Origin of the sequence: Vibrio sp. 10N.261.51.F11, assembly GCF_041471665.1 — a bacterium.
Lineage (GTDB): Bacteria > Pseudomonadota > Gammaproteobacteria > Enterobacterales > Vibrionaceae > Vibrio > Vibrio crassostreae_C.
Genome location: NZ_JBFROW010000025.1, coordinates 64,445 through 80,459, shown reverse-complemented (window position 1 = coordinate 80,459; position 16,015 = coordinate 64,445). Strand labels below are relative to the sequence as shown.

At 45.6% G+C, this 16,015-nt stretch carries 12 protein-coding genes; 10 read left to right on the top strand and 2 right to left on the bottom strand.

Annotated elements, in window-relative coordinates; translation table 11 throughout:
* Positions 1 to 16 precede the first annotated feature (16 nt).
* The 8 genes from sdhC (at position 17) to sucD (ending at position 9,632) form a co-directional block, all read left to right on the top strand.
* Positions 17 to 409, top strand: a complete 393-nt coding sequence (sdhC, locus tag AB4351_RS08505; RefSeq protein WP_017061948.1) for a succinate dehydrogenase cytochrome b556 subunit — start codon at positions 17 to 19, stop codon at positions 407 to 409.
* Positions 403 to 750, top strand: coding sequence for a succinate dehydrogenase, hydrophobic membrane anchor protein (sdhD, locus tag AB4351_RS08500; RefSeq protein ID WP_010436768.1), 348 nt, complete (start codon positions 403 to 405; stop codon positions 748 to 750). The genes sdhC and sdhD overlap by 7 nt, the downstream gene beginning before the upstream one ends.
* Positions 751 to 2,517 (top strand): succinate dehydrogenase flavoprotein subunit, encoded by a 1,767-nt coding sequence (sdhA, locus tag AB4351_RS08495; protein WP_017061947.1) that lies wholly within the window; start codon positions 751 to 753, stop codon positions 2,515 to 2,517.
* Positions 2,518 to 2,529: 12 nt separating this feature from the next.
* A complete protein-coding gene (locus AB4351_RS08490) occupies positions 2,530 to 3,243 on the top strand; it encodes a succinate dehydrogenase iron-sulfur subunit (protein ID WP_010436773.1) in 714 nt (237 codons plus the stop codon).
* Positions 3,244 to 3,340: 97 nt separating this feature from the next.
* Positions 3,341 to 6,157, top strand: coding sequence for a 2-oxoglutarate dehydrogenase E1 component (gene sucA, locus AB4351_RS08485; RefSeq protein ID WP_017061946.1), 2,817 nt, complete (start codon positions 3,341 to 3,343; stop codon positions 6,155 to 6,157).
* Positions 6,158 to 6,178: 21 nt separating this feature from the next.
* Positions 6,179 to 7,387, top strand: a complete 1,209-nt coding sequence (gene odhB, locus AB4351_RS08480; protein WP_017056410.1) for a 2-oxoglutarate dehydrogenase complex dihydrolipoyllysine-residue succinyltransferase — start codon at positions 6,179 to 6,181, stop codon at positions 7,385 to 7,387.
* Positions 7,388 to 7,593: 206 nt separating this feature from the next.
* Positions 7,594 to 8,760, top strand: a complete 1,167-nt coding sequence (gene sucC / locus AB4351_RS08475; RefSeq protein WP_372125654.1) for an ADP-forming succinate--CoA ligase subunit beta — start codon at positions 7,594 to 7,596, stop codon at positions 8,758 to 8,760.
* Positions 8,760 to 9,632, top strand: a complete 873-nt coding sequence (sucD, locus tag AB4351_RS08470; protein ID WP_017061945.1) for a succinate--CoA ligase subunit alpha — start codon at positions 8,760 to 8,762, stop codon at positions 9,630 to 9,632. The genes sucC and sucD overlap by 1 nt, the downstream gene beginning before the upstream one ends.
* A gap of 114 nt (positions 9,633 to 9,746) precedes the next feature.
* On the opposite strand, the gene znuB is transcribed toward sucD, so the two are convergent.
* Both znuB and znuC read right to left on the bottom strand, forming a co-directional pair.
* A complete protein-coding gene (znuB, locus tag AB4351_RS08465) occupies positions 9,747 to 10,532 on the bottom strand; it encodes a zinc ABC transporter permease subunit ZnuB (protein ID WP_017061944.1) in 786 nt (261 codons plus the stop codon).
* Positions 10,532 to 11,311 (bottom strand): zinc ABC transporter ATP-binding protein ZnuC, encoded by a 780-nt coding sequence (gene znuC / locus AB4351_RS08460; RefSeq protein WP_017061943.1) that lies wholly within the window; start codon positions 11,309 to 11,311, stop codon positions 10,532 to 10,534. The genes znuB and znuC overlap by 1 nt, the downstream gene beginning before the upstream one ends.
* An 83-nt stretch (positions 11,312 to 11,394) precedes the next feature.
* Between znuC and znuA the strand changes: the two genes are divergently transcribed.
* Both znuA and AB4351_RS08450 read left to right on the top strand, forming a co-directional pair.
* The gene (gene znuA, locus AB4351_RS08455) at positions 11,395 to 12,285 is read left to right on the top strand and encodes a zinc ABC transporter substrate-binding protein ZnuA (RefSeq protein ID WP_017067380.1); all 891 of its coding nucleotides are present in this window, start codon (positions 11,395 to 11,397) and stop codon (positions 12,283 to 12,285) included.
* Between the two features lie 269 nt (positions 12,286 to 12,554).
* A complete protein-coding gene (locus tag AB4351_RS08450) occupies positions 12,555 to 15,917 on the top strand; it encodes a helix-turn-helix domain-containing protein (RefSeq protein ID WP_372125747.1) in 3,363 nt (1,120 codons plus the stop codon).
* Positions 15,918 to 16,015: the final 98 nt, after the last annotated feature.

Here is a 16,015-nt window from a genome sequence, read left to right as displayed (position 1 = left end):
TGCTCAATGGAGCTGAGTGAGCAAGCCCGTGAAAGAAAGAAAGACAAGACCTGTTAATTTAGATTTGCAGACCATCCACTTTCCAATCACAGCAATAGCTTCCATCCTACACCGTGTGTCTGGGGTGATAACTTTTGTCGCGATTGGAATTTTGCTTTGGTTACTATCCATTTCCCTCTCATCCCCAGTAGGCTTTGCCGAAGCTAGCGACATTGTCGATGGTTTCTTCGTGAAGTTTATTCTGTGGGGCATTTTAACCGCTTTGGCTTACCACATTGCTGGTGGTATTCGTCACCTTCTTATGGACCTTGGTCACTTTGAAGAGCTGGAATCTGGCGCGAAGAGCGCTAAGGTTGCATTCGCAGCAACAGCGGTATTGTCTCTACTAGCGGGGATCTTAGTATGGTAAACAACGTTTCTACTTTTGGTCGTAATGGTGTCCACGATTATCTATTGATTCGTGCTACTGCCATCATTATGACGCTTTACACTATCTACCTAGTTAGCTTTTGTGCTTTCTCTGGTGATATCTCTTACGCATCTTGGACGCAATTCTTTGGTGGAACCTTCACTAAAGTCTTCACCATGTTAGCGCTTACTTCTGTTTTGGTTCACGCGTGGATCGGCCTATGGCAAGTACTAACTGACTACATCAAATGCGCAAAACTGCGTGTTGGTCTTCAAGTCGGTGTTGTTGCAGTTCTTCTTGGATATTTCTTCTCTGGTCTGTTTATTTTGTGGGGTGCGTAAGTGACTATTCCTGTTCGTGAGTTTGATGCCGTAGTGATCGGCGCTGGTGGTGCAGGTATGCGTGCCGCACTGCAAATTTCTGAGCAAGGCCTTTCTTGTGCATTGCTTTCTAAAGTTTTCCCTACTCGTTCTCATACGGTTTCAGCGCAAGGCGGCATCACTGTTGCTCTTGGTAACGCGCATGAAGACCATTGGGAACAACATATGTATGACACAGTAAAAGGTTCTGATTACATCGGTGACCAAGACGCTATCGAATACATGTGTAAAAACGGTCCTGAGTCGGTAATCGAACTCGAAAAAATGGGCCTGCCTTTCTCTCGTTTTGAGAACGGTACTATTTACCAGCGTCCTTTCGGTGGTCAATCTAAAAACTTTGGTGGTGAGCAAGCGGCTCGTACCGCAGCTGCAGCCGACCGTACTGGTCACGCACTGCTTCATACGCTTTACCAACAAAACATTAAACACAAAACGACGGTTTTCTCTGAGTGGTATGCACTGGATCTTGTTAAAAACGAAGATGGTGCAATTTTAGGTACTACCGCGCTTTGTATGGAAACGGGCGAGGTTTGCTACTTCAAAGCGAAGGCAACAATCCTTGCGACTGGTGGTGCTGGTCGTATCTACGCATCAACAACCAATGCACACATTAACACTGGTGACGGTGTTGGTATGGCGATTCGTGCTGGCGTTCCTATGCAAGACATCGAAATGTGGCAGTTCCACCCGACGGGTATCGCTGGTGCAGGTGTATTGGTAACGGAAGGTTGTCGTGGTGAAGGTGGTTACCTTCTCAATAAAGACGGCGAACGCTTCATGGAACGTTACGCACCAAACGCTAAAGACTTAGCGGGTCGTGATGTTGTTGCTCGTTCAATGATGGTTGAAATTCGTGAAGGTCGCGGTTGCGATGGCCCTTGGGGTCCACACATCAAGCTTAAGCTTGATCATCTAGGTAAAGAGACACTTGAATCTCGTCTTCCTGGTGTATGTGAACTTTCTCGTACCTTTGCTCACGTTGATCCAGTGAAAGAGCCAATCCCAGTAATCCCTACATGTCACTACATGATGGGTGGTGTTCCAACACAAGTTTCTGGTCAAGCTATTAAGCAAACCGAAGACGGCAACGATGTTGAAATCCAAGGTCTCTTTGCTTGTGGTGAAATCGCATCAGTATCAGTACATGGTGCCAACCGTCTAGGTGGTAACTCACTGCTTGATTTAGTGGTATTTGGTCGTGCGACAGGTCTACACCTAGGTGAGACACTGAAGAAGCAAGACGAAGCGAAACCTGCAACTGAAGCTGACATTGAGCGTTCACTAGAGCGTTACAACCGTTGGGAAAACAGCACAGACGGCGAAGATCCAGCGCAAATCCGTAAAGATCTTCAGCAATGTATGCAGAACAACTTCTCAGTATTCCGTGAAGGCAAAGCAATGGCTGAAGGCCTAGAAGAGCTAAAAGCGATTCGCGAGCGTCTGAAAAATGCACACCTATCTGATAAGTCTACAGAGTTCAACACTCAACGTATCGAGTGTCTAGAGCTTGAAAACTTGATGGAAACGGCATTCGCAACGGCTGTTGCTGCAAATTTCCGTACAGAGAGCCGTGGCGCACACGCTCGATTCGATTTCCCTGACCGTGATGATGAGCAATGGCTATGCCACTCACTTTACAACCCAGAGTCAGAGAGCATGACTAAGCGTGGTGTAAACATGGAACCTATCCATCGTGAAGCGTTCCCACCAAAAGCACGTACGTACTAAGGAGATATGACCATGAAACTGAATTTCTCTTTATATCGTTACAATCCAGATGTCGACCAGAAACCTTATATGAAGGAATACACTCTAGAAGTGGATGAAGGTTCAGACATGATGCTTTTGGATGCGCTAATTCTGTTGAAAGAGCAAGATCCAACAATCTCATTCCGTCGCTCATGCCGTGAAGGTGTATGTGGCTCGGATGGTTTGAACATGAACGGTAAAAATGGCCTAGCGTGTATCACGCCATTGTCTGCGCTTTCGGGCCAAGACAAGATTGTGATTCGCCCACTGCCTGGCTTACCCGTTGTTCGTGACCTGATTGTAGACATGACTCAGTTCTACGATAACTACGAAAAAGTGAAGCCATTCTTAGTGTCTGATGGCAATGTGCCACCGGCTCGTGAAAACTTACAAAGCCCTGATGAGCGTGCTCATTTAGATGGATTGTACGAATGTATCATGTGTGCATGTTGTACAACGTCATGCCCATCATTCTGGTGGAACCCTGACAAATTCATCGGACCAGCAGGCCTGCTTGCAGCGTACCGTTGGCTAATTGATAGCCGAGATACAGCGACAGACGAACGTTTGTCCGATCTTGATGATGCATTTAGCGTTTTTCGTTGCCATGGCATCATGAATTGTGTAAGTGTTTGTCCTAAGGGATTAAATCCGACGAAAGCTATTGGTCACATCAAGACCATGCTAGTGAATCGTTCGGTTTAAGTTATATAAAAATTGCCGCCCTAGAAGTTTTGGGGCGGCCTTTTAATAGCTCGGCATAGACCGCAGCAAACGTGAAAACTACTGGTTAAGGGAAAATATGCACAACGGCGTGATGAAGGCATGGCTCGAGTCTTCACACTTGGCTGGCGCCAATGCAACGTACGTAGAAGAACTCTATGAACTGTATCTAAGTGACCCAGATTCGGTAAGTGACGAATGGAGAAGTGTTTTTGAAGAACTGCCTGTGCAAGCTTCAGAGACAGTGGAACAACCACACTCTCGTGTTCGTGAATACTTCCGTCGACTCGCTCAAGAAACAAAGCATTACAGTGTCCAAGTTAGTGATCCAGATGTCGATGCGAAACAAGTAAAGGTTCTGCAACTTATTAATGCCTATCGATTCCGAGGGCATCAAGCAGCAAATCTAGACCCCCTAGGTTTATGGAAAAGAGCGACAGTTGATGAACTGGACCCTTCTTTCCACACTCTTACCGAAGATGACCTCAATGAGACGTTCAACGTCGGCTCTTACGCCATTGGCCAAGAGACGATGGTGCTTAAAGATCTCTACAAATCTCTAAAGCAAACGTATTGTGGCTCTATTGGTGCTGAATACATGCACATGACAAATACAGAGCAAAAGCGTTGGATCCAACAACGTTTAGAGTCTGTATCTGGTCAACCCTCTTTCAACAAAGAAGAAAAGCAAGCTTTCCTAGAAGAGCTAACTGCTGCTGAAGGTCTTGAGCGCTATCTTGGTGCGAAATTCCCAGGCGCAAAACGCTTCTCGTTGGAAGGTGGTGATGCTCTTATCCCAATGACGAAAGAAATTATTCGTCATGCTGGCGGACAAGGCATGCGTGAAGTTGTTGTTGGTATGGCTCACCGTGGTCGTCTAAACATGTTGGTCAACGTGCTTGGTAAAAAGCCACAAGACCTGTTTGACGAGTTTGCGGGCAAGCACGATGACACGTGGGGTACTGGTGATGTGAAATACCACCAAGGCTTCTCTGCGGACTTCGCAACGCCAGGCGGCAACGTTCACTTAGCACTAGCATTTAACCCATCTCACTTAGAAATCGTAAACCCGGTAGTTATCGGTTCAGTACGTGCACGTCAAGATCGCCTTGGTGATAATGATGGTAGCCGTGTACTTCCAATTACTATCCACGGTGACTCAGCTATCGCTGGTCAGGGTGTAGTACAAGAGACGTTTAACATGTCTCAAGCTCGTGGTTTCTGTGTAGGTGGTACGGTTCGTATCGTTGTAAACAACCAAGTTGGTTTTACAACGTCTAACCCTCGCGATACACGCTCTACGATGTACTGTACCGATATCGCGAAGATGGTTCAGGCTCCGATTTTCCACGTTAACTCTGATGATCCAGAAGCGGTTGCGTTTGTTGCGCGTCTTGCATTGGATTACCGTAATACGTTTAAGCGTGATGTTGTTATTGATTTGGTTTGTTACCGTCGCCACGGTCACAATGAAGCCGATGAGCCGAATGCAACACAGCCTTTGATGTACCAAAAAATCAAGAAGCACCCAACACCACGTAAGCTTTACGCTGACGTGCTAATGGAGCGCGGTGAGTTTGGTATTGATACAGCAACTCAGCTAGTTAACGAATATCGTGATGCACTTGATCACGGTGAAGTTGTGGTTAAAGAGTGGCGTCCAATGGCACTTCACTCAGTAGACTGGTCTCCTTACCTAGGTCACGACTGGAACATCGAGTGGGATAACAAGATTGATATCGAGCGCCTGAAAGAGCTTGGTACCAAACTTTGTCAATACCCGGACAGCCACAAGCTGCAAAGCCGAGTAAATAAACTGTACAACGATCGTACTGCCATGGTGAATGGTGAGAAACAAGTCGATTGGGGTATGGCTGAAACTCTGGCATACGCAACACTTGTTGACGACGGTAAGCGTATTCGTATCTCAGGCCAAGATTCAGGTCGTGGTACGTTCTTCCACCGTCACTCAGTACTGCACAATCAATCAGATGCAAGCACGTATGTTCCTCTTGCGAACATTCATGATAAACAAGGGCCATTCCAAGTGTTTGACTCTGTGTTATCTGAAGAAGCGGTACTCGCATTTGAGTATGGTTACGCAACAGCAGAGCCAAGCGGTCTAACCCTTTGGGAAGCTCAATTTGGTGACTTCGCAAACGGTGCACAAGTTGTTATCGACCAATTCATTTCATCAGGTGAGCAAAAGTGGGCACGTCTATGTGGTCTAACTATGCTGCTTCCTCACGGTTATGAAGGCCAAGGCCCGGAGCACTCTTCTGCACGTCTTGAGCGTTACCTTCAGTTATGTGCTGAACAAAACATGCAGGTTGTTGTTCCTTCAACACCAGCTCAGGTTTACCACATGATTCGCCGTCAGGTTGTTCGACCAATGCGTCGTCCACTGATTGTAATGTCACCTAAGTCATTGCTTCGTCACCCTCTGTGTACTTCTTCTCTTGAAGATTTGGCAGAAGGCACGTTCCAACCAGCTATCGCAGAAATTGATGATCTGGCTCCTGAGAACGTAAAACGCGTCGTGTTCTGTTCAGGTAAGGTTTACTTTGACCTGCTTGACCAAAGACGTAAGAACGAGCAAGACGATGTCGCTATTGTACGTATTGAGCAACTTTACCCGTTCCCTTATGAGGACGTGAGAGCTGCCATCGCACAGTACACAAATGTAGTCGATTACGTTTGGTGTCAAGAAGAGCCACAAAACCAAGGTGCTTGGTACAGTAGCCAACATAATTTCCGAGCTGCTATCCCAGTAGGTGCTGATATTCAATACGCAGGTCGTCCTGCATCAGCATCACCAGCTGTTGGCTATATGTCAGTACACTTGAAACAACAAAAAGCGTTAGTTGACGACGCTTTGACCCTACTTAAGAACTAGAAGTAAAAGGAAAATACGCACATGACAATTGAAATTCTGGTTCCAGATTTACCTGAATCTGTGGCTGATGCAACAGTTGCTACTTGGCACAAAAAACCGGGCGAAGCGGTTGCACGTGATGAAGTCATTGTAGATATCGAAACAGATAAAGTAGTTCTAGAAGTACCGGCTCCTGAAGCGGGTGTTCTGGAAGCTATCATCGAAGAAGAGGGTGCTACGGTACTTTCTAAGCAGCTTTTGGCTAAAATCAAGCCGGGTGCTGTCGCTGGTGAACCAACGAAAGACACCACTGAAGATACAGAAGCATCTCCTGATAAGCGCCATAAAGCTGCGCTAACAGAAGAGAACAACGACGCACTAAGCCCAGCTGTTCGTCGCCTGCTTGCTGAGCACAACCTACAACCAGCTGACGTTAAAGGCACTGGTGTTGGTGGTCGTATTACTCGTGAAGACATCGACGCACACCTAGCAGCAGCGAAAGCGGCTCCGGCAGCAGCATCTGCACCAGCAGTTGAAGCGCCAGCAGCGGCTCGCAGCCAAAAACGCGTGCCTATGACTCGCCTGCGTAAGACAGTTGCAAACCGTCTTCTAGAAGCGAAAAACAGCACAGCAATGCTGACTACTTTCAACGAAGTGAACATGAAGCCAATCATGGACCTTCGTAAGCAGTACAAAGACCAATTCGAGAAACGTCACGATACGCGTCTTGGCTTCATGTCTTTCTACGTGAAAGCAGTAACAGAAGCGCTAAAACGTTTCCCAGAAGTGAACGCTTCTATTGATGGTACAGATATCGTTTACCACAACTACTTCGACATCAGCATGGCGGTATCTACGCCACGTGGTCTAGTGACTCCAGTACTTAAAGACTGTGACACACTAGGTTTCGCTGATATCGAAAAAGGCATCAAAGAGCTAGCAATCAAAGGCCGTGACGGCAAGCTAACGGTTGATGAACTGATGGGTGGTAACTTCACTATCACAAACGGTGGTGTATTTGGTTCTCTAATGTCTACGCCAATCATCAACCCACCTCAAGCGGCAATTTTGGGTATGCACAAAATCCAAGACCGTCCAATGGCTGTTGATGGCAAGGTAGAGATTCTACCAATGATGTACCTAGCGCTTTCTTACGACCACCGTCTAATCGATGGCCGTGAATCAGTTGGCTTCCTAGTGACCATCAAAGAGCTTCTAGAAGATCCTGCACGTCTGCTATTAGACGTTTAGTATCGCTAAAACGTCTAGTTAACCCCGTTAGCTAGACGTAAAAAGTTTCAAAGGCTAGGCTGCTCAACGTCTGGCCTTCAATTGAACTGTAAAGCCATTAGAAAATGGACAGCAGTTGTTTTGAGAAGACCCTACAGACGTAACACAGGAAACTGTGTCGTTATGGAAATAATAATCCCTTAAGGGAAAATAAACGGAATATCAAAATGAATTTGCATGAATACCAAGCCAAACAGCTGTTTGCAGAATTCGGTTTGCCTGTACCAGAAGGTTTCGCATGTGATACTGCACAAGAAGCTTTCGAAGCTGCAGGTCGTATCAGTACAGCCAAGAAAGTCGTTAAGTGTCAAGTACATGCTGGTGGCCGCGGTAAAGCGGGCGGCGTAGAGCTACATGACACCAAAGAAGGCGTTAAAGAGTTTGCACAAAAGTGGCTAGGTAAAAACCTAGTGACTTACCAAACAGACGCTAATGGTCAGCCTGTAACAAAGATCCTAGTTGAAGAAGCATCAAACATTGCTAACGAACTTTACCTAGGTGCTGTTGTTGACCGCGCAACGCGTAAAATTGTATTCATGGCGTCAACTGAAGGCGGTGTGGACATTGAGAAAATCGCTGAAGAAACTCCAGAGTTGATTCACCAATCAGCGATCGATCCTCTAGTAGGCCCTCAAGCTTACCAAGGCCGTGAACTTGCGTTCAAACTTGGTCTAGTTGGCGATCAAATCAAACAGTTCGTTAAGATCTTCATGGGTCTTGGCCAAATGTTCTCTCAGTACGACCTAGCTCTACTAGAAATCAACCCGCTTGTAATTACTGGCGAAGGCAACCTGCTTTGTCTAGACGGCAAGATCAACATCGACTCAAACGCGATGTACCGTCAGCCTAAACTACGTGAAATGCACGATCCATCTCAAGAAGATGAGCGCGAAGCACACGCAGCACAGTGGGAACTGAACTACGTAGCACTAGATGGTAACGTTGGCTGTATGGTTAACGGTGCAGGCCTTGCGATGGGTACGATGGATATCGTAAACCTACACGGCGGCAAGCCAGCAAACTTCCTTGATGTAGGCGGCGGCGCGACAAAAGAACGTGTAGCTGAAGCATTCAAGATCATCCTTTCTGATGGCAATGTTAAAGCAGTACTCGTAAACATTTTCGGTGGCATCGTTCGTTGTGACATGATCGCTGAAGGTATTATCGGTGCAGTTAAAGAAGTCGGCGTAACAGTTCCTGTAGTTGTTCGTCTAGAAGGTACAAACGCAGACCTAGGTCGCGAAGTACTTGCTAATTCTGATGTTGATATCATTGCAGCTGAATCTCTAACAGATGCTGCTCAGAAAGTTGTTGCTGCTGCGGAGGCTAAATAATGTCTGTATTAATTAACAAAGACACTAAAGTAATCTGTCAGGGTTTCACTGGCGGTCAAGGTACATTCCACTCAGACCAAGCTATCGCATACGGTACGCAAATGGTTGGTGGTGTTTCACCTGGTAAAGGTGGTCAAACTCACCTAGGCCTTCCAGTATTCAACACAGTACGTGAAGCGGTAGAAGTAACTGGCGCAACAGCAACAGTTATCTACGTACCAGCTCCTTTCTGTAAAGATGCAATCCTAGAAGCGATTGATGCAGGTATCGAACTGATCGTAACGATCACTGAAGGTATCCCTACAACAGATATGATCGACGTTAAAGTGAAGCTAGAAGAAACTGGCGTTCGCATGATCGGTCCTAACTGTCCAGGTCTTATCACTCCAGACGAGTGTAAGATTGGTATCATGCCTGGTCACATCCACAAGAAGGGTAAAGTAGGTATCGTATCTCGCAGCGGTACTCTGACATACGAAGCAGTTAAGCAAACAACAGATGAAGGCTTTGGTCAGTCTACATGTGTTGGTATCGGTGGTGACCCTATCCCAGGTTCAAACTTCATTGATATCTTGAAACTTTTCCAAGAAGACCCAGAAACTGAAGCAATCGTAATGATTGGTGAAATCGGTGGTACTGCGGAAGAAGAAGCGGCTGATTTCATCAAAGCAAACGTAACTAAGCCAGTTGTATCTTACATCGCTGGTGTTACTGCTCCTCCGGGCAAACGTATGGGCCACGCAGGCGCAATCATCTCTGGCGGTAAAGGTACTGCTGAAGATAAATTCGCAGCACTAGAAGCAGCAGGCGTTAAGACTGTTAAGTCTCTTGCTGACATCGGTAAAGGCCTACGTGAAATCACGGGTTGGTAATCAGCTGGCTTTTATCGATTGAGATAGAAGTTAATTGAAACGATATTAAAAAGGCTTGGTCACTGACCAAGCCTTTTTTTATGTTTTCGAGATACGAGATCGTACTGCTAAGTGCTAAGCTCGACTTCTAACCATTTGAGATAGCATAAACATTGCTGCCGCACTGATAACCACAGACGGGCCAGCAGGCGTATCATAGAACCAAGACAAGCTTAATCCACCGAATACAGCGATAGAGCCAATAATTGATGCAAGGAAGGCCATCTGCTCAGGTGTGCTCGAGAACTTCCTTGCCGTTGCTGCAGGAATAATCAGTAGCGATGTCATGATTAACGCACCAACAAACTTCATACCGACAGCAATCACGATACCGACCAATAGCATCAGAATCAGACGCATTAAATCAATGTTGATGCCATCAACCGCCGCGAGATCTTCGTTAACCGTCGTTGATAGTAGTGGTCGCCAAAAGATAGCAAGTACTAATCCAATCACAGCAGCACCCGCATAGATGAACACTAAATCCGTTGGAGATACTGCCAGCAAGTCACCAAATAGGTAGCTCATTAGGTCAACACGAACGTTATCTAAGAAACTTACAGCAACCAAACCAAGTGATAGCGCACTGTGCGCCAAAATACCGAGTAGGGTATCGGTCGCGACCAGCTTTTGTTTTTGTAAAGTCACTAGCAACACGGCCAGCATCAAACAACAAATCAGCAGCGCGAAATACAAGTTAATGTTGAACAGAAAGCCAAGTGCTAAGCCCATCAAAGAAGCGTGAGCAAGCGTGTCACCAAAGTAAGCCATCTTACGCCACACCACGAATGAACCTAGTGGGCCTGCAATTAGTGCAATACCCAAACCCGCCAAAATAGAGGGAAGAAGAAACTCAAGCATTAGTGGTGTCCGTGTTTATGGTTTGAACATTCATGCACGTCGCCTTCGACAGGCTGGCCTGCGAGATCATGATGGTGATGTTCGTGTTGGTGATGATAAAACGCTAGCGTCTCTTGGGTCGCGGTGCCAAAGAGCGCAATATACGAAGGATGGTGTTTGATGTCTGCAGGTGCGCCTGAGCAACAGATGTGGTGGTGTAAACAGATAACATCGTCTGTTTTTGCCATCACTAAATGCAGATCGTGTGAAACCATAAATACGGCACAACCAAAGCGGTGGCGAATGGTGTCAATCAAGTCATACAGGTCTATTTGCCCTTGAACGTCGACGCCTTGAGCCGGTTCATCGAGAACCAGTAGATCTGGTCTTCTTAGCAATGAACGAGCAATGAGCACACGTTGGTTTTCTCCGCCAGATAGCTGGTGCATGTTACTCTTCTGCAGATGTTCAGCACCAACAAGCTTCAATGCTTCAAGGATCTCTTGCTGACTGAAATTGCCAGTGAGTTTTAGAAAACGCTCTACGTTGAGCGGTAGGGAATCATTGAGCTTTAATTTTTGTGGTACATAGCCAATTTTCAGTTTTTTAGCTTTTGTTATTGTGCCTGAAAATTTGGTCTGTAAACCCAGTACCACTTTTACTAATGTCGACTTTCCTGCACCGTTTGGCCCAATCAGGGTGGTGATTCTGCCGCGCTCTAAATTTAGAGAGATGTTGTCTAGAACTTTTCGACCGTCAAATTCGACGCTCACAGAATCTAGTTGGATTAAGTTATCCATGAATAGAACTCATTTGCAATTCGCTAATGTTATAATGTAACATTTACCTCAAGCCTAAGCTACTTTTCTATTATCGAGGGATTATGTCACGTTCATCTTTTATACTTGCTACTTTGCTTTTAGCGCCAAGTGTCGCAAGTGCCAATACTATTCTAACAAGCTTTAAACCAATTCAAATGATTGTGACAGAATTAACGCAAGGCGTTAGTGAGCCGGATGTGTTGATGAACAGCAATGCTTCGCCGCATGATTATGCGCTTAAGCCATCGGATGTCAAAAAAGTTCATAGTGCCGATATGGTCATCTGGTTCGGCCCTGACCTAGAAGCCTTTCTGACTAAGGTGATTGGTTCAAAAGAAAATGTTATCAAGATCAGTGATATTCCCGGAATCAACTTGCGAGAGTTCGGACACGAAGAGCATGACCACGATGCACATGAAGGGCACCACCACGGTAGCCATGACCCGCATTTTTGGTTAGGTATCGAGCAAGTTGAAGTAGCTGCAAAATACATCTCAGCTAAGTTGATTGAATCTGATCCAGACAACGCAATGGCGTACCAAGAGAATCTCGATTCATTCCTGATTGCATTGAAAGAGAAGCAACAGTCTATTCGAGAGCAACTTGCACCCGTGAAAGACAAAGGTTACTACGTTTTTCATGACGCGTATGGTTACTTTGAGCAAGAGTTTGAGCTAAATAACTTAGGTCACTTTACGGTGAGCCCAGAGCGTAAGCCGGGTGCAAAAAGCCTGATCGCTATTAAGAAAACGATAGTACGTGAAAACGTTCAATGTGTGTTTTCTGAGCCTCAATTCACTCCTGCTGTGATTGAATCAGTGACGCGCGGAAGTAACGCAAAACAAGGTCAGCTTGACCCTATCGGTTCAACAGTTGAAGTGAAGAGTGGAAGCTATTTCGATTTTCTTCAGCAACTTACAGATAGCTATACAAGTTGCTTAGACGAGAAGTAAGTCATAAACGAGTATTCTTTACTCTACTTTGCTCTCGTTAATTTATGAATCATGCCGCTTTTTGCGGCATTTTCGTGACCGCTAAGATAAAACCTCCTAACAAATAACAAACCTCCTTTCTCCTTTTCTAATTTCCGCTAAAATGGAAAGATAATAATAAGCACAAAAAAACTCAGTTTTTGTTTTAGCAACGATAAGACGTTGTGGTACCCAAAATTTCATGTGTTGTTGCTGTTCAGGATTAAGAGTTGTATCGAATTATCTTCAAAATGTTCATGTTAATGAGCATTTCATTTAGCGTTCTAGCGGTAAATACCTCGCCCTCCGTTTTCTATCCTTTGCCCGCTCAAGCGCAAGGGAATTTCCTTGCGGCTAAAAACTTGTATTTAGGTGCCGGAGGTGGGCTCTGGGTTCATGATGTGCATGGAAAAGTACTCTTTTACGATGGTCGAACTCTATTCCCTCGCAAGGGAAGCTTACTGCAATTTTCTTCGGAAAGAGTCGCCTTTCTGAACGATGAGTTTTGGACATTTTTCGACAATGAGGTCTATCGACATAACCCTGGAATTGGCAACGAATTGGCGTTTAGCCTAAGTCCCGGCGCTGAAATAGCGAATATCGGTGCATCAGGCGATTATATTTGGGTTACTGACGGCAGTAATTTCTATACTTACAACACTCAATCTTTAGAATTCAACACCTACTCTCTACTTAAACTGTACCGATACAATAACAGCAGTGACATTGCGATTAACGACGCTGAGTGGGTACTATCAAAGTGGGTGCTAGCGACCAGTTCTGGCGTTTACCTTTCAGAGAATCAAGAGTTTACCCATGTCACCGCATCAGACAAAAACCATATTGAGACGGTTTATTTTTCGAATGCTCGACGTGAGTTAGTGATCGGTACTTTAAATGGTGCTGTGATTGTTGATCTCGCGAACCCAGACAAAGAGACCATCGTTAAAGGGTCGCATGTTCTCTCGTTGGCCGAAACTTCGGACCAGTATTGGATTGGTACAGAGCACGGCCTTATTAGCTACAACTTTATTACGGGACAAATTACTCGATTCGAACAAGCCGCTAGTCAAGACTTCTCGTTACCGGGTGAGAAAATATATTCGTTGATAAACGATCATGCTGGTGGTATGTGGGTTGCGACAAACAACGGTATCCGATACTTCTCACTGTTCAGCAAAACCTTCTCGAGAACACCCCTAACTGGAATGGGCATGCATTCGAGTAGTGTGGTGATCAATAAAGTACTGCCTGTCAGTGACCAGTTATCTTGGGTCGCGTCTTCAATGGGGCTCTACTTGGTTGATTCTGAAAGTGAAGAGAACCCAATTCGTGTTTACTCTAACCCTGTTAATGATTTTGAGATCTTTGGCTCTTCCATTTGGTTGGCGACCGAACAAGGTATCATCAGTCTAAATACGGAAACACTACAACCCGAAGCCCTTGATTTACCAAGGCCAATTGAGGGAGTGCGTGTTGAAAACCTTGCGCTTCAAGCCGATAACGTTCTTTGGATGACCTCTGGGCAAAACCTCTATTCGTTATCTATCGAAACCATGAAACTGACGAGTTATGGCACTGACTGGTTAGTCGACAAGTTCTTGCCTGCGAAGATCACCGCTCTCAATGTAGGCTTGCTAGGTCGCATCTATATAGGAACGGATCATGGCTTCTACTCGTTCATTGATAAACGAATTAGCTTTAGTCGTTCCAGCGAACGGTTTGGCAAAGTCGTCGATATTGAAAAAGCGAAGGATGGAGCGCAGTGGTTTGCGAGCAGTTATGGCGTGTATCGAATCCCGGATGACAGCTCTATTATTCAAGAAATCACTCTTGTTGAAGACAATATTAGCCCCAACTGCCTGATAAGCGATGACAATGGTGTTTGGTTAGGCTCTTCGAAAGGCATCAGTTATTACGGATTGGATGGGCAACTGCATAAACACATAGGTTCGCCATTTGGTTTGATCACCAATGAACTGGCGGCAGGAGCGTGTGCTCTTTTTTACAGTCAAGATAGCCAACCTTCGAGGCTTGTTTTCGGCTCAAAGTATGGTGTAGTCAGCGCGTTATCTAACGAGTTACTGGTATCAACTACACCTCATAGCCGTGCCTTGTTGAGTAAGATAAGTGTCGACCAACAAACGGTATCACTTGGCGGGAAAATGGCAGAGCTGGATGAGATTCCTTATGGTTCATCGATGGGGTTTAAGCTAGGTATCTTACCAGCAACGTTCGCACCTGCGATGGAATACCGACTGAGCGACGATGAACCTTGGAGTGAGTTTGAAGGGGGCTTGTTAACGCTCGATCATCTTCTTCCAGGGGATTACACACTTGAAGTGAAGCCGGTTAAAGACTCCCATTATCGCTTTGTGTCAACCAATCAAAGCTTCTCGATTGCGGAGCCTTGGTATCTGACCAATTGGGCTGCAGCAAGCTCTCTGATATTACTGATTGGCGTTGTGACTATCTTAGTCTTTTGGCGTTCGCGTTATGTCACTTTTGCCAACCGGCACTTAAAAGCGCAAGTTGCACTGAAGACAGACCAATTGAGGCACCAAAGCCGGATATTACTCGCCACTAATCAACAGCTTAAAAAGCAGCTATCCGTGAAGAATGCGCTTGTGTCTCACACTGCCAATGAACTCTCTTCTGAAGTGAATCATATTGCTGCGATGCTCCCGAATTGGAATGACGAGCTCGGGAAGTCGCCGATTCTAACCTTGAAAAATGGCTTAGCTCAATTGAGTAATACGCCTCAAGGAGAAGGGCAAGTTTGTTACGATATAATTTTAATCTTAGAGGTGGTACTCAAAGCTTGGCAGGATGACTTAACCAAAGCCGGTATTGAACTGGATATTAAAGTCGAAACAAAACAACGATATGTCTCGTTGCTGTATTTTAATCTCGATATTATCTTCAATAGCTTGGTCGGGAGCATCATCAAGAGAAACTTTAAGTCGCAGAGTATGGTGGTTCTGGTTGAAGAGGTTAAGGAGCATCTTGTTGTAACCATTCGAGATCATGGCATGCCTTTCCCTAAGCTGGCATCAAGCATGGGTGACAATACCGGAAAGTCGACCGACCTTAACATCGAAAAGCTGCCGCTATTGATGAATCAGAGCGGTGGCGAGCTTAATGCCTTTGTTTCGGAGTCTCAAAATAAGGTTCAGCTTTCGTGGCCAATTGAGTATCAAGTACTCGACAATCTCGAAGCCAGCACAATTGAACAGATTGAAACCATTAAGCTTGCCGCCTCAACACCAGAGCAACAAAAACTGACAGCGGAACAAGAGTGGAAGAACAGAGTGTCGCAGCTTGTGAGTGAAAACTACGCTGATGCCGAGTTCAGTACTGCAACTGCCGCTAAGTATTTGTTTATGTCTGAGAGAAGCTTACAGAGACGCTTTAAATCGGCTTACAACAAGACCTTCAAAGAGCACTTGAATGAAGTACGTCTAGAGCATGCGTGTGAGCGCTTACTCGCTGGAGAGAAGATCTCTGATGTGGCGTTTGATTCGGGGTTCAATGACCCTTCCTATTTCAGTCAAAGGTTTAAGCACCACTTTGGCATGTCACCATCTAAGTTTGCTGAAAACAACGAAGAGTAGCACGCAGCGGATACTCAGCTAGAACATAAATAAAGATACTTTAGCCTCGACATTCGTGTTGGGGCTTTCTTATGCTTCTACGAGATACGAGATACGAG

Bases quoted from the DNA above. Each gene is read 5' to 3' on its own strand.
- sucC (WP_372125654.1), top strand. From the start codon at position 7,594: ATGAATTTGCATGAATACCAAGCCAAACAGCTGTTTGCAGAATTCGGT.
- sucA (WP_017061946.1), top strand. From the start codon at position 3,341: ATGCACAACGGCGTGATGAAGGCATGGCTCGAGTCTTCACACTTGGCT.
- znuC (WP_017061943.1), bottom strand. From the start codon at position 11,311: ATGGATAACTTAATCCAACTAGATTCTGTGAGCGTCGAATTTGACGGT.
- znuB (WP_017061944.1), bottom strand. From the start codon at position 10,532: ATGCTTGAGTTTCTTCTTCCCTCTATTTTGGCGGGTTTGGGTATTGCA.
- sucD (WP_017061945.1), top strand. From the start codon at position 8,760: ATGTCTGTATTAATTAACAAAGACACTAAAGTAATCTGTCAGGGTTTC.
- AB4351_RS08450 (WP_372125747.1), top strand. From the start codon at position 12,555: ATGTTCATGTTAATGAGCATTTCATTTAGCGTTCTAGCGGTAAATACC.
- AB4351_RS08490 (WP_010436773.1), top strand. From the start codon at position 2,530: ATGAAACTGAATTTCTCTTTATATCGTTACAATCCAGATGTCGACCAG.
- odhB (WP_017056410.1), top strand. From the start codon at position 6,179: ATGACAATTGAAATTCTGGTTCCAGATTTACCTGAATCTGTGGCTGAT.
- sdhD (WP_010436768.1), top strand. From the start codon at position 403: ATGGTAAACAACGTTTCTACTTTTGGTCGTAATGGTGTCCACGATTAT.
- znuA (WP_017067380.1), top strand. From the start codon at position 11,395: ATGTCACGTTCATCTTTTATACTTGCTACTTTGCTTTTAGCGCCAAGT.